Below are 22,866 nucleotides of genomic sequence, written 5' to 3'. Positions count from 1 at the left end.
CCAATGTCGGCAAGGATGTCGCCGCGGCGATCACGGCGGCGTTTCGCAACAATCGCGGCGGCAACCCGGTCACCGAAGGACGCCGCGTAAAATTGTCGTTCTCCGAAGCCGAGGTCGGCGACACGCTTCAGCTTGCCCGTCTCGCGGTCTATGAAGGAGAAAACCTTCTGGCGGCCGTCGCCCTGGCCGATGACGGTCGCTATCTTCTGCTTGAGCATGCTCCAGCTGTCGAGAGGAAGGTCAAAAAGCCTTCCGACGATGAGAACTCCGACGAAAACGACGAGGATTCCGGAGGGATGCGCCTGTACAACTCTCTGTATGAAACGGCGTTGAAACAGGATATTCCGCGCCCGATCATCGACCAGATGGTGCGCACTTTCGGTAATGACGTTGATTTCCAACGGGGGGTCTCTCCGGGGGATTCCATCGACGCCTTTTTCGACAACGGCGACGAGACCGACGGAGGGCGCGTGGATCTGCTTTACGCCTCGATCACCACGCGCGGTGAAACCTTCAAATATTATCGTTTCCAGTCGCCGGACGACCTGGGTGTCGATTATTTCGATCCCCTGGGCCGCTCGACACGCAAATTCCTGCTGCGCAAGCCCATCGCCAACGGCGAGTTCCGCGGCGGCTTCGGCATGCGCTACCATCCCATCCTGCATTACACCCGCCCGCATAATGGCGTGGACTGGGCGGCGCCCGTCGGCACCCCGATCGTCGCCGCCGGCAATGGCGTCGTCACCAAGGCCGGATGGACCTCCGGCTATGGCAGGCGGGTCGAGATCGAGCATAACAACGGCTATGTGACGACCTATAACCACATGTCCGGTTTTGGCCGCGGGATCAGGGAGGGCCTACATATCAACCAGGGCCAGATCGTTGGCTATCTGGGCTCGAGCGGTCTTTCGACCGGGCCGCACCTTCATTACGAAGTGATCGTCAATGGCCATTACGTCGATCCCATGCGCGTAAAACTGGCGCGCACCCGGCAGTTCGACGGCAAGACGCTGCTCGACTTCAAGCGCGAGCGCGACCGGATCGACGGCCTGATGGCCAAGGCGCCCAACGCGACACGGGTCGCCGGCCCATAAGGCAAAGGTCAGGCTTTCGCCCCTTTACTTTATTTGCGCGAGAATGACGACCGGGCGCCTGCCCCGTAGAGCAGCGAGAGCGTCGCGCCTTCAATCCGACAGGGCTGCACCGCCTTCAGCGCGGCTAGATATTGGGTCTCCAGATCGGCCAGCGGGCCTATGCATCGACCCGCGAAATGATCGGCGGCCGCGGCGAAGTTGATCAAGCAGGGCCACAGCGAAGCCACGATAGCGATCAGGGACTTCCGGGCGATCAGGGACCTGCGCATGCTTTTTCCGTTTGGCCAATCAGACTTCTTGAAGCGGCGCGGAGCCGAACGGCCTTGGCGTGAGCACCGGGTTCAGGGCGGGGGCCAGTTCCGGCAGGGTGCGGCGCGTCCGCCTGACGCCGACCAGGCGATAGAGCTGCTTGGTCGCCTCGACCACGATGACGCCAGCGCCCGGCAAGGACAATCTGCCGCTGATGTTTTCGATCACCGGCGCGAGGCGCAGCATCATTGCGCGTTCGAGCGGCGGCGTATAAAGCGCCTCGCTCCAATAGATCGGCGAAAACAGCGTTTCGCGCATCAGGTCAAGCAATTGGCCGCGCGAATAAGGACGGCCATGGCCGAAAGGGGTGGTGTCGAGCCGCGCCCATAAGCCTGATCGATTGGGCGCGACAACAATCAGGCGACCGCCAGGCGTCAACACGCGCCAGATCTCGGCGAGAAGTTCGCGGGGGTGTTCGGCCGTCTCCAGCGCATGGGCGAGCAGAACCCGGTCGACGCAGGAATCGGGCAGCGGCAGCATGGAATCGTCGATCAGGGCGGAGGCCGACGCGCCGGAAGCTGGCCAGTTCACCACGCCCTGCTCGGCGGGCATCATCGCCAGCAGCCGCAGCGGCTGACCCGCGAACAAATCGAGATAGGGAGTGGCGTAGCCTAGTCCGACGATCGACAGGCCGGCGACGGAGTCCCATCGCCCGGTCAAAATGGCGCCGACGAGTCGGCGCGAGGTCTCGCCAAGTGGCGAGGCGTAGAAACTCCGCAAATCGGTGACATCAAGCGCCATGAGGCAGGATCGCCACAAATCTCGGTAAAGGGCAAGGGGCGCGTTCGCCAGTTTTTAAACGTCGGCGCGTCCTTTTCGGGAATAATACGGGGCAAAAACCGGTTTCCTCTTCCTTCCTTGGTAGACTAGGATCGGCGGCGGCATCGAACGGGTTGCGGGGAGCAGCGCATGGCGATCGAGTTTCACCAGTTCCAGTGCCTGTCCGATAATTTCGGCGTTCTGGCCCATGATTCCGGCAGCGGAGCGACAGCTTCGCTGGACGCCCCCGAAGCCGGGCCGATTCTCGCCGCCTTGGCGGAGAAAGGCTGGACCCTCACCGATATCTGGCTGACTCATCACCATTTCGACCACATCGGGGCTGTCGAGGAACTCAAGGCGCATTTTCCGGAAGCGAAAATCGTCGGCGCGCGAAAAGACGCGCATCGCCTGCCGCCGCTGGACCAAGCCGTCAGCGAAGGGGATTTGGCGCGACTCGGTCAAGGCGACGCGCAAGTTTTTGAGACGCCCGGTCATACGCTCGGGCATCTGGCCTATTATTTCGAAGCCGAAAATGTCGTTGTCGTTGGCGACACGCTCTTTTCGCTGGGCTGCGGCCGGGTGATGGAAGGCACCATGCCAATGATGCACGAGACGCTGATGCGGCTGGCCAATCTGCCCGGCGAAACGCTGGTCTATTGCGGTCACGAATATACCCAGGCCAACGCCCGCTTCGCGCTGACCGTCGAGCCCGAAAATCCGCTGCTGGTCGAGCGCGCCGCCGAGGTCGACGGTCTCAGGGCGAAAGGCGCCTTCACTTTGCCGACATCGATCGCCCTCGAACTCGAAACCAACCCTTTCCTGCGCGCCGCCAATCCGGACCTGCAGAAAAGCCTGGGCATGGAGCTTGCCGATCCGGTCGAGGTTTTCACCGTGCTGCGGGAGCGCAAGAACAATTTCTAAACTTCAAAGGGTCGGCAGGGACGACGCGGCCTCTACACTTTGAATTAACGCGACGCTCCCATTGTCCGACGAATGACTCCTCCCGGAACCGCCTCGTGCAACTTCGCTATTTCGCTTCCCGCGCGTTGAAAACCGGCGCCGCAACGCAGGCGGGAGCCGGCGGCGGGCGGTCCGCAAGACGAACCGAACCCCAAAGCAGCCTTCCGCCCCAACCGCCGCTGACGACGGCGCCGGAGCCCATCCCCGCCGCTGTCGCCGCCAAATCGACGGCCATTGCGATGGCGGGCGAAGAAACAGCGGCGCCCGATCCGCGCAAGATTCTCGATTCCATCGGCGAAACGGTCTACGACTGGGATCTCCATTCGGACCGCATTTCATGGGGCCCGAACGCCGCCCGCGTGCTCGGCGTCGCCAATATGGATGCGATTTGCACTGGGCGCCGCTATGCTGAATGGCTGTCGCACGACAGCGAAAGCTCGCGCTACCAGGCGATCGCCCGCGCCGCCTCGGTTGACGAAGGCGCGGGAGCGCCCTTTCAGATCCGTTACGGCCTCGTCCCGCCCGATGGCGCGCGCGAAGCCACCGTATGGATCGAGGACACCGGCCGCTGGTTCGCCGGCCCCGACGGCTGCCCGGCGCGCGCTCATGGGCTGGTCCGGGTCATTACAGATCGATACAGGCTTGAGCGTCAGCTCGCCTGCGAGTCCCGTTTCGATTCGCTGAGCGGCGCGCTGAACCGCGCCGCCCTGCTCGAGCAAACCGCCCATTTCTATGCCCAATCCGCCAAAACCAAGCAGCCCTTCGCCGCGCTTCTGCTCGGGGTGGAAAATCTGTCCGCGCTGAATCGGACCCATGGTTACGACTTGGCCGATCAGACGATCGCGGGCCTGGCCAAACGCTTGCGCGCCCATTGCCGCGAACGCGATCTCGTCGCGCGCTATGCCGGCGGCAAATTCGCCGTGGTGCTGGAAAATTGCGATAGAAGGGAAATGATCGCCGCCGCGGAGCGTTTGATCGAAGTCGTCGGCGCGACGCCCTTCGACACCAGCGCCGGCCCGACGCCCATATCGCTGCGTGTCGGCGGCGTCGTCGCGCCGCGCCACGGCCGGCCCCCGCATTTAGTGTTCCAGCACGCCGAAGAGGCACTCGATCAGGCGCGTCTACCGAACGCGCCGCGCTTCGTCGCCTATGAACCCTCGCTGGCGCGCGAGGACGGACGGTTGCGCGCATTGCAGATATCGAACGAAATTGTTGCGGCGCTCGAGGACGATCGCATCGTGATCGCCCTGCAGCCGCTGGTTCATGCGGCCAGCGGCGCTCTCGCCTTATACGAGGCGCTGATGCGGTTGCGCCGGCCAGACGGCGCGCTCGTTCCACCCGCCGCCCTGCTTCCCACGGCCGAAAAAACCGGTCTGATCCAGAGGATCGACAAGCGTGTGCTTGAACTTGCCCTGAAAAAATTGGTCGAACAGCCGGCCATGCGTCTGGCGGTGAATATTTCGGGTCCGACTTTGCAGGATCCCGATTTTTTTACGCGTCTGCGCGAGTTTCTGGGCGCCGATTCCGAAGTCGCACGCCGCCTGACCATTGAATTCACCGAAACCTGCGCCATGGAAGATATCGAGGCCACCACGAGCGCTATCGCCCTGATCAAGCAATTCGGCGCCAGGGTCGCCATGGACGATTTCGGCGCCGGCTATACATCGTTCAAAAATCTCCGTCGCTTCGATTTCGACCTGGTCAAGATCGACGGCGCCTTCGTGCAAAACCTTGTCGCTTCGGTCGACGACCGCTTTTTCGTGCGCACCCTGGTGGGTCTGGCCCACCATCTCGGCTTGCAGGTGGTCGCGGAATGGGTGGAGGACGCGGAAACGGCGCAAATACTGCGCGACTGGGGCGTGGAATATCTTCAGGGCGATTTTTTTGGCGCGGCCACGGTGGCGTGACGACCGCCGATTGGCGCCCTTAATCCTGAACCAGGCTGCCGTCCTCCCGAATCACCTCGCCGGGGTTCGGGTAGTTCATGGTCGGCTCCATTGTGCAGGACGTGACCGCTTCGTTCTGCCAGGGGGATACGGCGCCGATACTGGCAAAGGCGGCGAACCCGGTCCTGGAGGCGACCAGACCGCGCGCTTCCCCGGGCGTCGGCGCACGAGTCCAGAGCGTGTCCTTTTCAATCGAATATTGCCAGGAGGGATGCCCCGGATCGATCGGGTCCAGACGATAGACATTCATCGGTTATTCCTTCGCCGGAAGCCATTTCCGACCCGATATCGAAGCGGATCGGGCTCTCGTTTTGGACTGACTTCAGGGAACGGGTGTCTTCCCGACGCAAGAAAAAAATCAATCCTTTTTCACCAGGCTGTCGATGCGTTTTTGCATTTCGGCGAGTTGGGCGCGCATTTCCGTCAGCTCATGGCTGGCTTGCGCGTTTTTTCCCACGTCCCCCGCCTGCCCGCTGAAAGGCGAAAACAGGTCCAGGGCCTCGCGGAACATGGCCATGTTTTTCCTCGCCTGCTCTTCCATCGACTGGAACATCTGCCGGGTCGGAACGGCCAGGGGATTAGCCAGAGGATTGGCCAGCGGATTGGCGCTCACCGCCGCCTCGAACTGTTCGCGGAATTTCTGGCTGTCGCTGGTCAGCCTCTCGATGGAGAATTCGAGATAGCTCGGGACCAGCATCTGCATGCTGTCGCCATAAAAGCGGATCAATTGTCGCAGGAAGCGGATCGGCAACAGATTCTGGCCGGTTTTTCCTTCCTGTTCGAAAATGATCTGCGCCAGCACCGAACGGGTTATTTCTTCGCCGCTCTTGGCGTCATAGACGACGAAGTCTTCGCCCACCTTTACCATTTCGGCGAGGTCTTCCAACGTCACATAGGCGCTGGCGCCCGTATTATAGAGACGCCGGTTGGCATATTTCTTGATCGTGACGGGTTGTTTTTCGTTGGTCATTGCCAGTCCCATGCCCGGCCACGGCGCCATCCCCGTTTGGTTCTGGCGCCACAGCCACCCTCCCAATGGAATGCCGGGCGGAAGCCCGCGATCCCGGATCGACCCTGCCCTCGCTTGCGCCAAAGCAAAGCCGCCTCCATCAATACTTCATATCAGGCAAAGGCTCTACAACCAAAAGAGAATAAATTGCGTCGTCAGGCGCCTTGACCGCGCGGGCGCCAAAATGGTCAAACTAGCCGCCAAGTCGCCAGCCGATTTTAGGCTCGCCTTTTTGGCGGGCGGCCTTATGGAGGGTTTTTTCATGTCGACCGATGTCGTGATCGTTTCCGCCGCGCGTACCGCGGTTGGCTCCTTCAACGGAGTTTTCGCCAGCGTCGAAGCCTTTGATCTGGGCGCCGCCGCGATCAAGGCTGCGCTGGAGCGCGCCAAAGTCGAAGCTTCGGAAGTGGACGAGGTTATCCTCGGCCAGGTTCTCTCCGCCAATCAGGGCCAGAACCCGGCCCGTCAGGCCGCGATCAAGGCCGGCATTCCCCAGGAAAAGACCGCCTGGGGCCTCAACCAGCTTTGTGGCTCGGGCCTGCGCTCGGTCGCGCTCGGCATGCAGCAGATCGCCAATGGCGACGCCAATGTCATCGTCGCCGGCGGCATCGAAAACATGACGCTCGCGCCGCACGTCGCCTTCCTGCGCAATGGCGTCAAGATGGGCGAGTTGAAAATGCTCGATTCCATGCTGCGCGACGGCCTCACCGACGCCTTCCACGGCTATCACATGGGCACGACGGCGGAAAACATCGCCACCAAATTCCAGATCACCCGCGAAGAACAGGACCAGTTCGCCACCGCCTCGCAGAACAAGGCCGAGTCCGCGAAGAAGGCCGGCAAGTTCAAGGACGAGATCGTCCCCTATACGATTTCGACCCGCAAGGGCGACGTCGTGATCGACACCGACGAATTCATCCGCGATGGCGTGACGTACGATCAACTGGCCAAGCTGCGCCCCGCCTTCAGCAAGGACGGCACGGTGACTGCCGGCAACGCCTCCGGCATCAACGATGGCGGCTGCGCCCTGGTGCTGATGACCGCGGCCGCGGCCGCCCAGCGCGGCCTGACGCCGCTCGCCCGCATCGCCTCCTGGGCGACGGCCGGCGTCGATCCGGCGATCATGGGCACCGGCCCAATTCCCGCCTCGCGCAAAGCTCTCGAAAAGGCCGGCTGGAAAGTCCAGGATCTCGACCTGATCGAGGCCAACGAGGCTTTCGCCGCCCAGGCCATTTCGGTCAACCGCGAACTTGGCTGGGATACGTCGAAGGTCAACGTCAATGGCGGCGCCATCGCCATCGGCCATCCGATCGGCGCTTCCGGCGCGCGCGTTCTCGTCACCCTGCTGCACGAAATGCAGAAGCGCGACGCCAAGAAGGGTCTCGCCACCCTGTGCATCGGCGGCGGCATGGGCATCGCCCTGACCGTGGAACGCTGAACCTAACGTCTTCTCGCGCCGGTTGCATTCGCCGCCGGCGCGTTTTCGTCCCCAACCCAACGCCGCGACAATAAAATGCGCGGCTCAACTAAATCGGTGGAAACATGACAAGAGTGGCAGTCGTCACCGGCGGCACGCGCGGCATTGGCGCCGCTATTTCCAAGGCCCTGAAGGGCGCCGGCTACAAGGTCGCGGCCAGCTATGCCGGCAATGACGAGGCCGCCAAGGCCTTCAACGCCGAGACCGGCATCAGCGTCTACAAATGGGACGTGTCGGACTATGACGCCTGCGTCGCCGGCCTCGCCAAGGTCGAGGCCGACCTCGGCCCGGTGGAGGTTCTGGTCAACAACGCCGGCATCACCAAGGACGGCATGTTCCACAAGATGACCAAGGAACAATGGTACGCGGTCATCAACACCAATCTGAACTCCCTGTTCAACATGACCCGCCCGGTCTGGGAAGGCATGCGCGCCCGTAAATTCGGCCGCGTCGTCTGCATTTCCTCGGTCAATGGCCAGAAGGGCCAGATGGGCCAGGTCAATTATTCGGCGGCCAAGTCCGGCGACATTGGCTTCGTCAAGGCTCTGGCGCAGGAAGGCGCCAAGGCCGGGATTACCGTCAACGCCATCTGCCCGGGCTATATCGCCACCGAAATGGTCAAGGCGATCGATCCGGCCGTGATCGAAAAGGCGATCCTGCCGCACATCCCGGTCGGCCGTCTCGGCGAACCGGAAGAAATCGCCCGCGCCGTGCTCTTCCTCATCGCCGACGAAGCCGCATTCATCACCGGCTCGACCATTTCCGCCAATGGCGGCCAATACATGATCTAACCCAAGGTTTTTGCCCCCGCCGCAAACTGAAACCTTGCGGCGGCAAAAAATCTTCACGGCCTGATAAGGGGTTGGCTTTAAGCCTGAGTTTCCCTGGGGGCGGGGAGCCGTCGCAGCGGCTTCTGAACCAAAAATTGAAGCCGGCGTTGCGAGTTTCTCGGAACAAAAAGGCTTCAGTCGTCATCGCGGTCGGGGAAACCCGACCGTTTTTTTATGGCAGGCGACACATGAGTTTTCGAGTCTGGGCGGTCCGGGCAGGCGGCGATAGCGAGGCCGACCCGCTGTTCATCGAAAACGAGCAGATCGCGGTCGGATTTCACGAAGTGGATCGCGATGTCAGCACACTGCCGGCACAGCGCGCCGCCTTCAAGGACGCCTTTCATGGCCGCGGCGCCGAGATCAAGCCCGCTTCGATCCCGATCCTGGCGGGACAATTGTTCCGTTTCGTCCATGAGATGAAGACCGGCGACCGGGTCATCTATCCACGCAAGATTGACCGAACCCTGCTATGGGGCGAAATCGCCACCCCTTACCTCTACGACCGGGCGCATAATCCCGACTTCCCGCACCGCAGAGGCGTGCGCTGGCTGAATTCGTTGAGCCGCGACGCCTTTTCGCAAGGCGCGCTTTATGAACTGGGCTCGACGCTCGCGCTGTTCGAAGTGCGCAATTTCGCCGCTGAATTCATCCGCCGGTTCGAGCCGCCCGCCGGCTCCCGCTTCTATAAATTCGCCGCCCTGGGCGAGGACGACACCCAGGCGCGCGTCGCCCGCGACATTGCCGAAACCACCAAGGATTTCATCTCGAAAAAGATCAAGACCGATCTGAAGGGTTTTCCGCTGGAGCCTTTCGTCGCCGACCTTTTCCGCGCCATGGGCTACAACGCCCATGCGACGCGCGCGATGCACGACGACGGCATCGACGTCACCGCCCATCGCGACGAACTCGGCATCGAGCCGCCAATCCTGAAAATCCAGGTCAAGGCGCATGAAGCCAATGTCGGCGCCGATCTGGTCAAGGCCTTCTACGCCATGATTCACGAACGCGATGTCGGTATTTTCATCACCACCGGCGGCTACACCGCCGCCGCGAAAAATTTCGCCGGCGCCAAAGGCAATCTGAAACTGGTCGACGGAATCGAATTCGTCAGCCTGATCGAGAAATATTACGACGGCCTCGATCTGAAATTCCGCAAGCAGATCCCGCTGCGGCGGATGCTGGTGCCGGATATTTCACAGGACAATTGAACGCTCTTGGCGCGAGCGCCACGAATTCCGCCAAAGAAAAAGGCCGGGAAACCCCGGCCTCGAAGCAAAACCAATCGCAGCCGCGCTCAGTCTTCCTTGGACTTGATCGTCAGGATCTGGCGGCCGTTATACATGCCGGTCTTGAGATCGACATGGTGGGGACGGCGCAGTTCTCCCGAATCCTTGTCCTCGACATAGGACGGGGCGGCGAGAGCATCGGCCGAGCGGCGGAAGCCGCGCTTCATCGGCGAAGTTTTTCTTTTAGGAACAGCCATTTCATCAACTCCGGTCCAGCCGCTGCGCCGGACCGTAAAAGGCTGCTGGGGCGAGCGGGGAAATTCAAGAGCGCGTCTCTTACAGGCAAAAGCGCGAAAAGGCCAGAGCCGTGGGCGAAAAAATGGCCTTGGCCCAGGTTCGTCTATTTCAAGCGAACAAATCCAGCGGCACCGCCGCTTCGACGTGGCGCGGCCACCGCCACGGCGCGATAAATACGGCGTCGCCGCGAAAGGAGCCGCCGACAGCCCAACGATTGGCCGCCAGCCAGCAGCGGGCGGCGCGCGAGATCCGCGCCCCCTTGGTCGCGCTTATGGCGAATTGCGCCTGATCGAGGGTCGGCCGCGCCTTGACTTCGACAAAGACGATCAGTCGCCCGCGCTTGGCGATCAGGTCGATCTCTCCTCCGGAAGCGACAAAGTTACGGGCGACGATCCGGTAAAATTTCAACCTTAGCCAGATCGCCGCCAGGTTTTCGGCATGGAGGCCGAACACGCGGGCTTTCTGGCGAGATGAGGCAAATCTGCGGCTCATTCGGCCTTGGTCCCGGCGCAAAGTTCGAGCGCGCGGGCATAAACTTTTCGGCGCGGCTGGCCCGTCTCGGCGGCGACGACGCTGGCGGCGTCCTTGAGCGAGAACCTCTCCAGCGCCGTGCGGATTTTGTCGTCGAGCGCCGGGCCGTCGAGCGCCGGCGCGTCCTCGCCCGGCGGCGCGACCAGCAGCACGATTTCGCCCTTGGGCGGCCCGTCGCGCTCGTAATCGGCGGCGAGTTCGTCGAGTGCGCCGCGCCGCACCGATTCGAAATGCTTGGTCAATTCGCGCGCCACCGCCGCCTGCCGCGAGCCCAGCACGGCGGCCAGATCGTTCAGGGTTTCAGCGAGCCGACGCGGCGATTCGAACAGCACCAGGGTGCCGGGGATGGCGGCGAGTTCGGCGATGCGGGCGCGCCGCGCGCCGCTTTTCGCCGGAAGAAATCCTTCAAAAAAGAACCGGTCGGTCGGCAAGCCCGCCACCACCAGCGCCGCCAGCACGGCGGAAGGACCGGGCGCGGAGGTGACGGGGATATTCGCCGATAAAGCCTCCGCCACGAGCTTGAAGCCGGGATCGGAGACCAGAGGCGTGCCCGCGTCGGATATCAGGGCGAGTTTGTCGCCCTTGCGCAGCCTGGCGATCAGAACCGGCCGCATGGCGGCGGCATTATGCTCGTGGTAGGCGACGAGCGGCGTCGCTATGCCGTAATGAGCCAGCAGATTGCGGCTGACCCGCGTATCCTCGGCGATGACGGCGTCCGCCGCCGCCAAAGTCGCGAGCGCGCGCAAGGTGATGTCGCGCAGGTTGCCGATCGGCGTCGCCACCACATGCAGGCCCGGAGCGATAGGCTCCGCCTCGGCGCGCAGGCCGAAAGCGACAAAAGAAGGCGGCGGAGAATTGGCAGGGCTGGCGGGCGGATGCGGCTCGGAATGCGCCATGATTCGCGCCTCTGGTTCGTTAAAACAAAAATTCGTTCGATATATAGAACGACCGGGCGAATGCGGCAAGTTATTGCGCCGCGCGCGAAACTTCCGTCCTCGTTCTCATGGTCTAGCTCATTGTCCGGCGCTTCATGTTGCCAGAAGCGCCGCCAATGCCGTAAGACATGGTGGCGCGGCCCTGTCAAGCCGCGCCACCAGAAGCGTCAACAGGTTGGCGTCCCAGGGCGGCCGAGCGAAAGCGCGGAGAAACAATTGCGCATTCATTTTCCATCTCGCGCCGATTTTGCCGGCGCTCTGCGCCGCACGCTCCGGCCCGCCGCATTCTGCGCCGGTCTTGCCGCTTTGTCCGCCTGCTCGACGGGCTTCGGCCCCGCGCCGCATGAGTCTCTCTCCCCGCCGACCACGCCCGCGCAGTCCGAACCGCCGCAGGGCGTCGGGACGATCGGCTCCGGCCCGGTCAAGGTCGCGCTGATCCTGCCGCTGACGCAAGGGGGCGGTCAAAGCCAGATTGGCCTGTCGCTGCGCAATGCGGCGGAATTGGCCATAAGCGAATCCGGCTCCGCCGATATCACGCTTCTGGTCAAGGACGACCAATCGACGCCGGAAGGCGCCAAGGCCGCGACCCAGGCGGCGCTGGCGGAGGGCGCGGAACTGGTGCTTGGACCGCTTTTCGCCGGCGACGTCCGCGCCGCGGCGGAAGTGGCGCGCGCCGCGGGCAAGCCGGTCATCGCCTATTCGACCGATCTGTCGACGGCGGCGCGCAACGTCTATCTCCTGTCCTTCCTGGTCGAGAACTACGCCGATCGCATCGTCGAATTCGCCGCCAGCAAGGGCAAGAAATCCGTCGCCATTCTGGCCCCGGAGAACGACTACGCCAATGTCGCGACCGGCGCCTTGCAGCAGGCGGCGGCGAAGCGCGACATGCGGGTGGCGCTGATCGAGCGCTACAAGCCCGGAGGCGTCGCCGCCGCCGCCGGCCATATCGCGGCGCTCGGCGGCCAGATCGACTGCCTGTTCATTCCCGAACAGGCCGCCGCCATGCCAGATGTGGCCAAGGCCCTGAGCGCCAACGGACTGGAGTCCCGCAAGGTGCAAATTCTCGGCACCGGCCTGTGGAACGATTCGCGGGTGTTGAACCTGCCGGCGCTGCAAGGCGCCTGGTTCGCCGCGCCGGAAAACGCCGGTTTCATCGCCTTTTCCCAGCGCTATCACGCCAAATTCAACTCGGACCCGACCCGCGTCGCCACTCTGGCCTATGATTCCGTGTCGCTGGCGGCGGCGCTGGCGCGCACGCAAGGGCCGCGACGCTACAGCGATGAAGTCCTGACCAATCCGACCGGTTTCAGCGGCGCCGACGGGGTGTTCCGCTTCAGGCCGGACGGCTCCAATGAGCGCGGCCTGTCCGTGCTGCAAATCAACAACGGCTCCACCATTGTCGTCAGTCCCGCGCCGCGTTCGCTCTCCGGCGCCTGAAAAGACGCGACACCAGCGGTCAGGCATGCGAAAAGCGGCTTTTCTCCCCGTCGTTTCGCCTGATTTGCCGCTATTATGACGGTCCCGAATCAATTCCGAGCGAGGATGAGTTTCAATCGAAACCCATCCTCCTCGGACGCTCCAAAAAACGCGGGATGCCAATCGCGTCCCGCTGCTGGCCGGCGCACCCGTCCGAAGGATTTACTCATTGACCTCCATGAACGATTCCGCCCCGACGCCGCAGACTGACGACTACGGCGCCGAATCGATCAAGGTTTTGCGCGGGCTGGATGCGGTGCGTAAGCGTCCGGGCATGTATATCGGCGACACCGACGACGGCTCGGGCCTGCACCATATGATTTACGAGGTGGTGGACAACGCCATCGACGAGGCCCTGGCCGGCCACGCCGATCTGGTCACGGTCACGCTCAACGCCGATGGCACCGTCACCGTCACCGACAACGGGCGCGGCATCCCCACCGGCCTGCACCCGGAAGAAGGGGTTTCGGCGGCCGAGGTCATCATGACCCAGCTCCATGCCGGCGGCAAATTCGACCAGAATTCCTACAAGGTTTCCGGCGGCCTGCACGGCGTCGGCGTCTCCGTGGTCAACGCCCTGTCCTCGACGCTCGACCTGCGCATCTGGCGCGACGGGCTGGAGCACGAAGTTCATTTCAGCCATGGCGACGTCGTGGCGCCGCTAAAAGTGGTCGGCAAGGCGCCGCTGGTCGACGGCAAGCCCAAACGCGGCACCTCCGTCACCTTCCTGCCGAGCACCGAGACTTTTACCCAGGTCGAATTCGATTACGCGACCATCGAACATCGTCTGCGCGAACTGGCCTTTCTCAATTCCGGCGTCCATATCATCCTCACCGACGCGCGCCACGCCGAGATCAAAACCGAGGACCTTTATTACGAAGGCGGCCTGGAGGCTTTCGCGCGCTATCTCGACCGCGCCAAATCGCCGCTGCTGGCAAAGCCGGTGATGGTGCGCGGCGAGCGCGACGGCATCACCGTCGAAGTGGCCTTGTGGTGGAACGATTCCTATCACGAGAACGTGCTGGTCTTCACCAACAACATCCCGCAGCGCGACGGCGGCACCCATCTCGCCGGTTTCCGTAGCGCGCTGACCCGGCAGGTCAACGGCTATGCCGAAAGCTCCGGTCTGGCGAAGAAGGAAAAGGTCGACCTGACCGGCGACGATTGCCGCGAGGGCCTGACCGCCGTGGTGTCGGTGAAAGTGCCCGATCCGAAATTCTCTTCCCAGACCAAGGACAAGCTGGTGTCCTCGGAAGTCCGGCCGGTGGTCGAGGGCGTCGTCAACGAGGCCCTGAGCCAATGGCTGGAGGAACATCCCAGCGAGGCCAAGACCGTGGTCGGCAAGGTGGTCGAGGCGGCTTCCGCAAGAGAGGCCGCGCGCAAGGCGCGCGACCTGACCCGGCGCAAGGGGGCGCTGGACGTCGCCAACCTTCCCGGAAAACTTGCCGATTGCCAGGAGCGCGACCCCGCCAAGGCGGAATTATTCATCGTCGAAGGCGATTCGGCGGGCGGCTCGGCCAAGCAGGGCCGCGCCCGCGAATATCAGGCGGTGCTGCCGTTGCGCGGAAAAATCCTCAATGTCGAGCGCGCGCGTTTCGACAAGATGCTGTCGAGCGAGCAGATCGGCACTTTGATCACGGCGCTCGGCACCGGCATCGGCCATGACGAATTCAAGCTGGAAAAGCTGCGTTATCACAAGATCATCGTGATGACCGACGCCGACGTCGACGGCTCGCATATCCGTACGCTTTTGCTGACCTTCTTCTATCGCCAGATGCGGCCGCTGATCGACATGGGCTGCCTCTATATCGCCCAGCCGCCGCTGTTCAAGGTGAAGCGCGGCTCGTCCGAGCAATATCTCAAGGACGAAAAGGCGATGGACGACTATCTCTCCACCAATGGCGTCGAAGGCGCGATTTTGCGCCTGGCCTCGGGCGAGGAGCGCGCCGGGGGCGATCTGCGCGCCCTGGTCGACGAGGCTCGGCTGGTGCGCAACGTCTTGGGGCAATTGCACAACCGCTACGACCGCACGGCGGTCGAGCAGGCGGCCATCGCCGGGGCGCTGAAGCCGCTGACCGCGTTGAGCGAAGAGGACGCAGCTTCCCGCGCGCAGGAAATCGCGGCGCGGCTGGACGCTCTGGCCGACGAGACCGAGCGCGGTTGGGAAGGACGGGCGGAAAATGGCGGCTATGTGCTGGTGCGCACAAAACGCGGCGTCAGGCAGGCGCTGATCCTCGACGCCGGCCTGCTCGCCTCGGCCGAGGCGCGCCGTCTCGACGAGCGGGCCGCCAATCTGCGCCAGTCCTACGCGACGCCGGCGCTGCTGGTGCGCCGGGGCGACGAAAGCCAGATCGCCGGCCCCACCAACCTGCTCGAAGCCATCCTCGCCGCCGGCGGCAAGGGCGTGTCGCAGCAACGCTACAAAGGTCTGGGCGAGATGAACCCGGAACAATTGTGGGAGACGACGCTCGACCGCAACGCGCGCTCGCTTCTTCAAGTGAAGATCAAGGAAGGCGACGAGGCGGAAGACCTGTTTGTCAAACTGATGGGCGACGTGGTCGAACCCCGCCGCGAATTCATCCAGGACAACGCGCTGAACGTCGCCAATCTCGACGTGTGAGGGCATCCACGCCATGCGCTGGTATCATTACATCTCATATTTTTTTGGCGGAGCCTTTTTGGTCAACGCCATCCCCCATTTCGTCAGCGGAGTGACCGGGCATCCTTTCCAAAGCCCCTTCGCTACGCCGCCGGGCGAGGGCCTCTCGTCGGCCACGGTCAACGTGCTTTGGGGCGCGTTGAATATCGTCTTTGCCTATTTGCTGCTTTGCCGGGTCGGAACCTATGAATTGCGCCGCACCGGGCACGTTTTGGTCGCGGGAGCCGGAGCTTTGCTCATGGCCGTCATGTTGGCCCACGCTTTTGGCAGGTTTTACGGCGGCCTTTAGCCAAGCTTTCGGTTTCTCGCGCCGCCGTTTCCGCCCTTTTCAGTTCGCCGTGACAGTGCAGGCTGTTGAGCGTGCGCGGATTGACGGCCGCGTCAAAGCCCTGTCATCTTCTCCAGAGCTTCGGGATAACGATCGCCCTGCACCTTGATCTTCGACGCGGCGGCCTCGATGTCGCGCAGGTCGTCTGGCGTCAGCTCGACGGCCGCCGCGCCGATGTTCTCTTCGAGGCGATGAAGTTTTGTCGTGCCGGGGATCGGCACGATCCACGGTTTTTGCGCCAGCAGCCACGCGAGCGCGATCTGGGCCGGCGTCGCCTTTTTCCGCGCCGCGACCCCGGCGAGCAGATCGACCAGCGCCTGGTTGGCCTTGAGCGCCTCCGGCTGGAAACGCGGAATTTTGCCACGGAAGTCGTCGCTGCCGAACCGGGTCTTGTCGTCCATCGCGCCGGTCAAAAAGCCCTTGCCGAGAGGGCTGTAAGGAACGAGCCCGATGCCAAGCTCTTCGAGCGTCGCGAGGACTCCCTCCTCGGGACGCCGCCACCACAGCGAATATTCGCTCTGCAGCGCCGTGACCGGCTGGACCGCGTGGGCGCGACGTATGGTCTGCGCGCCGGCCTCCGACAGGCCGAAATGCTTGACCTTGCCCTGCTGAATCAGTTCCTTGACCGCCCCGGCGACGTCCTCGATCGGCACATGCGGATCGACGCGGTGTTGATAGAATAGGTCGATGACGTCCGTCCTTAGCCGTTTCAGCGAGGCTTCGGCGACCTGCTTGATGTGCTCTGGCCGACTGTTCAGGCCAGCCCAAGGCCGCGCTCCGGTCGGATCGAGATTGAACCCGAACTTGGTCGCGATCACGACCTTGCTGCGAAAAGGCTCGAGCGCTTCGCCGACGAGATCCTCGTTCGTGTAGGGGCCGTAGACCTCGGCGGTGTCGAAGAAGGTGACGCCCTTTTCGACCGCGGCGCGGATCAGCGCGATCATCTCCCGCTTGTCGTGAGGCGGCCCATAGGAAAAGCTCATGCCCATGCATCCGAGGCCGATCGCCGAGATTTCAAGGCCGCTGCTTCCAAGTCTTCGTTTCTGCATGATCTAAATCCCTTGAAATTCAGTTGGGGGCCGTTGCCGGCAGCACTGAATTTAGCGACTTCGAGGGCGCTTGATTAGGCGCTACAATATGCATGAACTTATGAGTATAATTCATGAATGGCCCCGCGAACCTTAATGACCTCATCGCCTTCCTCACTGTCGCGCGGGAACGCAGCTTCACCAGAGCCGCCGCGCAGCTTGGCGTTTCGCAATCGGCGCTCAGCCACAAGGTTCGTGGCCTTGAAGAGCGGCTCGGGCTGCGGCTGCTGACCCGGACCACCCGTAGCGTCGCGCCGACCGAAGCGGGAGAACGGCTGCTGCGAACACTCGGGCCGCGGTTCGCTGAAATCGACGCGGAATTGGCGGCGTTGACCGAGCTTCGCGACAAGCCGGCTGGCTCGCTTCGCATCACCGCCGCCGAACACGCGGCCAGGACGATCCTTTGGCCCGCTGTCGCAACGCTGTCGCGCGACTATCCCGACATCAATGTGGAGATCGTCGTCGACAACGGCCTGACCGACATCGTCGCCGAACGCTGTGACGCCGGCATTCGCCTCGGCGAACAGGTGGCGAAGGACATGGTCGCCATTCGCATCGGCCCGGACCTGCGTATGGCCGTCGTCGGCTCGCCGTCCTATTTCGCGGCCCGAAAACTTCCGCGAACGCCGCAGGACCTGACCACCATGCCTGCATCAATCTTCGCCTGCCGACTTATGGCGGAATCTATGCCTGGGAGTTCGAGCAGGGCGGACGCGAGCTTAAGGTGCGGGTCGAGGGACAACTGGTGTTGAATAACCTCGACATGAGGCTGAACGCCGTTCTGGCCGGATTCGGCCTGGCTTACCTGCCCGACGACCAGGTTCTGGGCCACATCGCCGACGGGCGGCTCGTTCGTGTGCTCGCCGACTGGTGTCCGCCGTTCCCGGGCTATCACCTTTACTACCCCAGCCGCCGGCAGCCGGCGCCGGCCTTCGCCCTGCTGCTCGACGCCCTGCGCTACCGAGAGGGCTGAGCCCCCGCGCGGTGGTGAACGTCGCCAATCTCACGGCGTGAGGGGGCTGACGAATTCATTTGCTATTGCACGGTCTCGCGATGCAGCGCGATGTCGAGGCCCTCGATCTCCTCGTCCGGTTTTACGCGCAGGCCGATCGTGGCGTCGACCAGTTTGAGGATAATCAGCGAGACGATGGCGTCGTAGGCGACGACGATGGCGACCCCGATGAGTTGATTGACCACTTGGTGCGCATTGCCCTGGATCAGGCCGGGCGTGCCGCCGTATTCGGCGATGGCGAAGACGCCGGTGAGCAGCGCCCCCGTCGCGCCGCCGACGCCATGGATGCCGAAGCAGTCCAGCGCGTCGTCATAGCCCAGCGCGGGCTTGAGTTGAGTCACCGCCGCATAGCACAGAATACTCGCGACGGCGCCGATGACGAGCGCCCCCGCGGGGCCGACGAAGCCCGAAGCCGGGGTGATCGCGACCAGGCCCGCCACCGCGCCCGAGCAGATGCCGACCAGCGTCGGCTTGCGATTGAAGATCCATTCGGCGAACATCCAGGCCAGGGCCGCGGCGGCGGTGGCGATCTGCGTCACAGCCATGGCCATGCCCGCCTGCATGCCGGCGCTGGTCGCCGATCCCGCGTTGAAGCCGAACCAGCCGACCCACAGCAACGAAGCGCCGATGAAAGTCAGCACGACGTTATGCGCCGGCCCGGGATCGTTGCGGGGGCCTAGCATCAGCGCGCACATCAGGCCGGCTACGCCGGAGTTGACGTGCACGACCGTGCCGCCGGCGAAATCCAGAACCTTCACAGTGGCGGCGTCGTTGGCGCTGTTGAGAAAGCCGTCCGGACCCCAGACCCAATGGGCGACCGGCGCATAGACGAAAATCGCCCACAGGCCAATGAAGCACATCATGGCGGAAAATTTCATCCGCTCGGCGAAGGCGCCGGCGATGAGAGCCGGCGTGATGATGGCGAAAGTCATCTGGAAGCAGATATAGACGCTTTCGGGAATGGTTGGCGCAAGCGGATTGGGGTTGCCGACGCCTTTGGCGGCATCGCTGAGAATGCCCTGCAGAAAAGCGCGGTCCAGACCGCCGATGAATGGAGTTCCCGCGCGAAAGGCCAGGCTGTAGGTCAGGACCGTGAACAGCACGGTGATGAGACAGGTGATGGCGAAACTGGTCATCACGGTGTCGCCGACGTTTTTTTTCCGGACCAGGCCGCCATAGAACAGGCCGAGCCCCGGCACGGTCATCATCAGGACCAGCGCCATCGACGTGAGCATCCACGCCGTGTCGCCGGAATTGGGCGTGCATTCGGTCAGGGTTTTGGCGTCGCAGGCGGGTGGGGACGCCGTTTGCGCCATGGCCGGATCGACAAACAGCGGCGCGGCCAGGAACAGCAGTCCGACAAGCGACGCAGAAAAAATCGCGCGGGAGCGAAGCATGACGGGCCCCATCAAGTTTCTTTAATCTGACGTTCCAGGCGTCAGAGCGCCGCCTGGTCGGTCTCGCCGGTGCGGATGCGATAGACGCGCTCGATGTCCAGAACAAAAATCTTTCCGTCGCCGACTTCTCCCGTGCGCGCTATGCGCATGATCGCCTCGACGACCGCGTCAAGTCGATCTGCCGGAATGGCGACTTCGATCTTCATTTTCGGAATCGTCTTGATGACGTATTCCGCGCCGCGATAGATTTCCTTGTGGCCCTTCTGTCGTCCGTAGCCCTGCGCTTCGCTGACGGTCATGCCCACAACGCCCATTTCGGACAGCGCGGTCTGGATCGGATCGACCTTGAACGGTTTGACGATGGCGATTACGAGTTTCATGGAACTGCTCCCGTTATGGAAGCAAAGCTTGCGCTTTTATAAGCTATGGCGCTGTTCCGTTAACAATCGCCCATTAAAATGGTTCGCCTGTTTTATGAGCTGATCGCAAATAAAACACTGTTGCCTTTAATTTAATCATTAGCGCGGACTCCTCATGCCTCAGCCTTTTCCGCCGGCGCCAGCCGATAATGGCCGACGCCCCACTCGGCGCCGCCGGCGTGGCCGAACAATCCCGCCGTGGCGAGGAAGAACAGCCGCCAGCGTCGTTTCCACAGCGCGGCGTCCGCGCCATAAACCTGGTGCATCAAGGCGTCGATTTCCCCGTCGCGCCTGTAAAAATTGGCGAGCCAATCCAGGCTGGTTCTGCGATAATTTTCCCCGCTCCAGCGCCATTGTTCCTCCACTGTGAAGATTTGCGCAAAGCGCCGCGGCAGGTCGGCGCCCGGCATGATCCCGCCGGTGAAAAAATGACGGGCGATCCAGTCGGCGGGATTTCGGTGATTGAAACGATAGGAATGGGCGCGATGGGTGAAAACATGCAGGAAAAGCCTGCCGTCGTCGGCCAGCCAGTTTCTTGCCCGAGCCAGCAGGGCGGCCCAGTTCGACATATGCTCGAACATCTCGACCGAGACGATGCGGTCGAACTGCCGTTGAACAGAGAAATCGTTCATGTCGGCGGTGACGACCTGCACATTGGCCAGACCGCGCCATCTTGATTCCCGCTCGATAAACCGGCGCTGCGCTTGCGCGTTCGACACGGCGACGATCCGGGACGCCGGAAACGCCTCCGCCATGTAGAGCGTCAGCGAACCCCAACCGCACCCCAACTCCAGAATGCTCTGGCCGTCATGCAGATCGGCGCGCTCGACGGTTTCGCGCAAGGCGAGGGTTTCGGCCTCGGCCAGCGTCGTCGTCGCCCGCGGATAAAGGCAACAGGAATATTTGCGCCGAGGCCCGAGAATCAGCTCGAAGAACCGTGGCGGCAATTCATAATGCTGGGCATTGGCCGCGTCTGCGAAAGCGGCGACCGGAAAATTCCGCATGTCCTCGACAAACGAATCTTCCGCATCGGGCGGCAGAGCGGCCAGCGCGCGCCGGGTCCGCCCGGCCAGGAAATCCACCCCAGCGAGCGTCAGCCGGTCGGGCAGCGGCGACTTTTCGACCATGTCGATGGCGCGCTCGATAAGTCTCATGGCGAGGCTCCTGTCATTCGTGACGTGGACCGGGGAAGAAGGCGTTGACCCGCCGTTGCAGGGCGCGAAAGGATTCTCCGCGCGAGGCCAGCATGTGCGCCTCCAGCGGCGGAACTCCCGAGACATGCGCCAGCAGGACGTACATCAGCGCGGGCGCGGCCAGCGCCAGCCAGCCGCAGGGGTGATTGCCGGACAGGTCGATCGCCAGCAACGGGCAGGCCAGCCAGAACAGCCATTCAAAGAAATAATTGGGATGACGCGACCAGCGCCAAAGGCCGCTCTCGCAGAAGCTATTGCGGTCGCTTTGGCGCCTTCGGAAGCGTTGCAACTGCGCATCTGCGAGACTCTCGCCCGCGACCGCGATCAACGCGATGATTAGCGCCAAAACATCGGCGGGACCGGGAAAAGGCGCGGGATTGGTCGCCGCCAGGCGCAAGGCCGCGACCAGAACCAGCGCGGCCAGGGCCTGGACCTGCAGGAACAGCAGCAGACGGCGGGGAAAGGCCTCGCCCCATTGCTTCGCCAAATCCGCGTAGCGGGGATCCTCGCCGCCGCGCGAACTGCGCAACGCAATGTGCGAGCCCAGTCGCAAAGCCCAGAGCCCGACAAGGCACGCGACGAGCAGCGCGCGGCCTTCTTGCGGCGCAGGCGGCGGGGCGAACGCCGAAAGGACGCCGAAGCCCCCGACCGAAAAAGACCAGATGGCGTCGATCCAGCCGCTCGATCCGGTCCGGCGCTGGACGCACCAGGCCAGGGTCATGGCGAGCGAAAGACCCGCGGCGAGAAAGACGAAATGCGCGATTTCCATGGTCGCCCTGTCGCTGCGGCGGTCCCGAGGACCGCGCCTGCATGCTGGGATTTACGCGGCGGCGCAGCTTCCCGTTTCGCGGCGCCCGAAAAAAGTTTTCGTCGCCGAATTGAAACCCTCAGCGCGATCGATTCGTATCGCCAAGCACGAGGCGAAAAAATCGTTGGGGGCGGCCGATGTCCTATGTCGAAGGCAGGAAAAACATCGCCGTTATCGGATCGGGCGTCTCCGGCCTGTCCTGCGCGTGGCTGCTGTCGCAGCGCCACAAGATCACCTTGTTTGAAGCGGCGCCGCGTCTCGGCGGCCACATCCACACAGTCGACGCCTTGGTAGACGGGCGGAAAATCGCCGTCGACACCGGCTTCATCGTCTATAACGAGGCGACCTATCCCAACCTGACGGCGCTTTTCGCCCATATCGGCGCGCCAACGGCGCCGGCGGACATGACATTTTCCGTGTCTCTCGACCGGGGCGACTATGAATATGCGGGCAGCGACTTGCGCGGCCTGCTGGCCCAGCCGGGCAATGTGCTAAAGCCGCGCTTCTGGGCAATGCTCGGCGATTTGCTCCGCTTCTATCGCCGTGCGCCGCGCGACCTGCCATTCATGGGCGCCCAGACGCTTGGCGCCTATCTTGACGCCCGCCATTACACCGAGGCTTTTCGCCGCGATCATCTCTATCCCATGGCGGCCGCGATCTGGTCGACGCCGGCGCAAAAAGTCGGCGACCAGCCAGCCGCCAGTCTCATTCGCTTTTGCGAAAATCACGGACTGTTGCGGTTGACGAACCGTCCGGTCTGGCGCTCCTGTCTCGGCGGAAGCCGGACCTATGTCGAAAAGCTGATAGAGCCGTTTCGTGAAAACATCTGGCTTTCGACGCCGGTCGTCGCTGTCATCCGGGACGCGGCGGGCGTCGAGGTCGTGGAGGCTGGGGGCGAAAAAAGCCGCTTCGACCATGTCGTGCTGGCGACCCACGCCGATCAGGCCCTCGCCCTGCTCGCCGACCCGGGCGACGACGAGCGCCGTATCCTCGGCGCCTTTCGTTATGCCCGCAACGAGGCCGTGCTGCATCGTGACGCGAGCTTCATGCCGCGTCGGCGCGCCGCCTGGGCCGCGTGGAACTATCTGGGAGACCGCGACGACGCTTCCGGGC

The 22,866-nt window shown here is 63.2% G+C and carries 22 protein-coding genes and 1 pseudogene; 11 read left to right on the top strand and 12 right to left on the bottom strand.

The window, feature by feature from the left end; all coding sequences use genetic code 11:
- On the top strand, nt 1-1,094 hold a 1,094-nt coding region (locus tag ACLP2E_RS06145; protein WP_442465427.1), incomplete at its 5' end, for a M23 family metallopeptidase.
- A 29-nt stretch (nt 1,095-1,123) separates the two neighbouring features.
- Here the strand turns inward: ACLP2E_RS06145 and ACLP2E_RS06140 are convergent.
- Both ACLP2E_RS06140 and ACLP2E_RS06135 read right to left on the bottom strand, forming a co-directional pair.
- Nucleotides 1,124-1,363: a hypothetical protein gene (locus ACLP2E_RS06140; protein ID WP_442461713.1), complete on the bottom strand. Its 240-nt coding sequence runs from the start codon at nt 1,361-1,363 to the stop codon at nt 1,124-1,126.
- Nucleotides 1,364-1,382: 19 nt separating this feature from the next.
- Nucleotides 1,383-2,144, bottom strand: coding sequence for a class I SAM-dependent methyltransferase (locus ACLP2E_RS06135; protein ID WP_442461712.1), 762 nt, complete (start codon nt 2,142-2,144; stop codon nt 1,383-1,385).
- 168 nt (nt 2,145-2,312) lie between these two features.
- Here ACLP2E_RS06135 and gloB point away from each other — a divergent pair, with 168 nt between their 5' ends.
- Together gloB and ACLP2E_RS06125 are read left to right on the top strand one after the other, a co-directional pair.
- Complete coding sequence (gene gloB / locus ACLP2E_RS06130; RefSeq protein WP_442461711.1) at nt 2,313-3,083, top strand: hydroxyacylglutathione hydrolase; 771 nt, start codon at nt 2,313-2,315, stop codon at nt 3,081-3,083.
- A gap of 95 nt (nt 3,084-3,178) precedes the next feature.
- A complete protein-coding gene (locus tag ACLP2E_RS06125) occupies nt 3,179-5,029 on the top strand; it encodes a putative bifunctional diguanylate cyclase/phosphodiesterase (RefSeq protein ID WP_442465426.1) in 1,851 nt (616 codons plus the stop codon).
- Nucleotides 5,030-5,048: 19 nt separating this feature from the next.
- On the opposite strand, the gene ACLP2E_RS06120 is transcribed toward ACLP2E_RS06125, so the two are convergent.
- A complete protein-coding gene (locus ACLP2E_RS06120; RefSeq protein ID WP_442465425.1) occupies nt 5,049-5,318 on the bottom strand; it encodes a hypothetical protein in 270 nt (89 codons plus the stop codon).
- 108 nt (nt 5,319-5,426) lie between these two features.
- A complete protein-coding gene (phaR, locus tag ACLP2E_RS06115; protein ID WP_442461708.1) occupies nt 5,427-6,038 on the bottom strand; it encodes a polyhydroxyalkanoate synthesis repressor PhaR in 612 nt (203 codons plus the stop codon).
- A 301-nt stretch (nt 6,039-6,339) separates the two neighbouring features.
- Between phaR and ACLP2E_RS06110 the strand changes: the two genes are divergently transcribed.
- The 3 genes from ACLP2E_RS06110 (at nt 6,340) to ACLP2E_RS06100 (ending at nt 9,592) form a co-directional block, all read left to right on the top strand.
- Nucleotides 6,340-7,515 carry an acetyl-CoA C-acetyltransferase gene (locus ACLP2E_RS06110; protein WP_442461707.1) on the top strand — a complete coding sequence of 392 codons (1,176 nt, stop codon included), beginning with the start codon at nt 6,340-6,342 and terminating at the stop codon, nt 7,513-7,515.
- A 104-nt stretch (nt 7,516-7,619) separates the two neighbouring features.
- Nucleotides 7,620-8,345: an acetoacetyl-CoA reductase gene (phbB, locus tag ACLP2E_RS06105; protein WP_442461706.1), complete on the top strand. Its 726-nt coding sequence runs from the start codon at nt 7,620-7,622 to the stop codon at nt 8,343-8,345.
- Nucleotides 8,346-8,572: 227 nt separating this feature from the next.
- Complete coding sequence (locus tag ACLP2E_RS06100) at nt 8,573-9,592, top strand: restriction endonuclease (protein ID WP_442465424.1); 1,020 nt, start codon at nt 8,573-8,575, stop codon at nt 9,590-9,592.
- Between the two features lie 86 nt (nt 9,593-9,678).
- Here ACLP2E_RS06100 and rpmF read toward each other — a convergent pair whose 3' ends face one another.
- From rpmF to rsmI, 3 genes are all read right to left on the bottom strand, one after another.
- Entirely contained in the window at nt 9,679-9,867 is a 189-nt protein-coding gene (rpmF, locus tag ACLP2E_RS06095) for a 50S ribosomal protein L32 (RefSeq protein WP_442461704.1), read from the bottom strand.
- Between the two features lie 148 nt (nt 9,868-10,015).
- Complete coding sequence (locus tag ACLP2E_RS06090; protein ID WP_442461703.1) at nt 10,016-10,399, bottom strand: YraN family protein; 384 nt, start codon at nt 10,397-10,399, stop codon at nt 10,016-10,018.
- The gene (gene rsmI / locus ACLP2E_RS06085; RefSeq protein ID WP_442461702.1) at nt 10,396-11,334 is read right to left on the bottom strand and encodes a 16S rRNA (cytidine(1402)-2'-O)-methyltransferase; all 939 of its coding nucleotides are present in this window, start codon (nt 11,332-11,334) and stop codon (nt 10,396-10,398) included. Before rsmI ends, ACLP2E_RS06090 begins: the two co-directional genes overlap by 4 nt.
- A 255-nt stretch (nt 11,335-11,589) precedes the next feature.
- On the opposite strand from rsmI, the gene ACLP2E_RS06080 reads away from it, so the two are divergent.
- The 3 genes from ACLP2E_RS06080 to ACLP2E_RS06070 all read left to right on the top strand — a co-directional run bounded on the left by ACLP2E_RS06080 (nt 11,590) and on the right by ACLP2E_RS06070 (nt 15,797).
- Nucleotides 11,590-12,810, top strand: a complete 1,221-nt coding sequence (locus ACLP2E_RS06080; protein WP_442461701.1) for an ABC transporter substrate-binding protein — start codon at nt 11,590-11,592, stop codon at nt 12,808-12,810.
- Between the two features lie 217 nt (nt 12,811-13,027).
- Nucleotides 13,028-15,469, top strand: coding sequence for a DNA topoisomerase (ATP-hydrolyzing) subunit B (gene gyrB, locus ACLP2E_RS06075; RefSeq protein ID WP_442461715.1), 2,442 nt, complete (start codon nt 13,028-13,030; stop codon nt 15,467-15,469).
- Nucleotides 15,470-15,527: 58 nt separating this feature from the next.
- A complete protein-coding gene (locus ACLP2E_RS06070; protein WP_442461700.1) occupies nt 15,528-15,797 on the top strand; it encodes a hypothetical protein in 270 nt (89 codons plus the stop codon).
- A 92-nt stretch (nt 15,798-15,889) separates the two neighbouring features.
- On the opposite strand, the gene ACLP2E_RS06065 is transcribed toward ACLP2E_RS06070, so the two are convergent.
- The gene (locus ACLP2E_RS06065; protein ID WP_442461699.1) at nt 15,890-16,885 is read right to left on the bottom strand and encodes an aldo/keto reductase; all 996 of its coding nucleotides are present in this window, start codon (nt 16,883-16,885) and stop codon (nt 15,890-15,892) included.
- 113 nt (nt 16,886-16,998) lie between these two features.
- Between ACLP2E_RS06065 and ACLP2E_RS06060 the strand changes: the two are divergent.
- Nucleotides 16,999-17,897 (top strand): annotated as a pseudogene (locus ACLP2E_RS06060) (LysR substrate-binding domain-containing protein).
- Between the two features lie 62 nt (nt 17,898-17,959).
- On the opposite strand, the gene ACLP2E_RS06055 reads toward ACLP2E_RS06060, so the two are convergent.
- The 4 genes from ACLP2E_RS06055 to ACLP2E_RS06040 all read right to left on the bottom strand — a co-directional run bounded on the left by ACLP2E_RS06055 (nt 17,960) and on the right by ACLP2E_RS06040 (nt 21,714).
- On the bottom strand, nt 17,960-19,333 hold the full coding sequence (locus tag ACLP2E_RS06055; protein WP_442461698.1) for an ammonium transporter: 1,374 nt from the start codon (nt 19,331-19,333) through the stop codon (nt 17,960-17,962).
- 41 nt (nt 19,334-19,374) lie between these two features.
- Nucleotides 19,375-19,713 (bottom strand): P-II family nitrogen regulator, encoded by a 339-nt coding sequence (locus ACLP2E_RS06050; RefSeq protein ID WP_442461697.1) that lies wholly within the window; start codon nt 19,711-19,713, stop codon nt 19,375-19,377.
- A 152-nt stretch (nt 19,714-19,865) separates the two neighbouring features.
- Nucleotides 19,866-20,906 carry an SAM-dependent methyltransferase gene (locus ACLP2E_RS06045; RefSeq protein WP_442461696.1) on the bottom strand — a complete coding sequence of 347 codons (1,041 nt, stop codon included), beginning with the start codon at nt 20,904-20,906 and terminating at the stop codon, nt 19,866-19,868.
- Nucleotides 20,907-20,919: 13 nt separating this feature from the next.
- A complete protein-coding gene (locus tag ACLP2E_RS06040) occupies nt 20,920-21,714 on the bottom strand; it encodes a DUF1295 domain-containing protein (protein ID WP_442461695.1) in 795 nt (264 codons plus the stop codon).
- Between the two features lie 176 nt (nt 21,715-21,890).
- Here ACLP2E_RS06040 and ACLP2E_RS06035 point away from each other — a divergent pair.
- The coding region (locus ACLP2E_RS06035; protein WP_442465423.1) for an NAD(P)/FAD-dependent oxidoreductase at nt 21,891-22,866 on the top strand (976 nt) is incomplete at its 3' end.

Origin of the sequence: Rhodoblastus sp., assembly GCF_052145335.1 — a bacterium.
GTDB lineage: Bacteria > Pseudomonadota > Alphaproteobacteria > Rhizobiales > Beijerinckiaceae > Rhodoblastus.
Note: the sequence above shows the minus strand (reverse complement) of the source record. Positions and strands in the feature narration are given on the sequence as shown.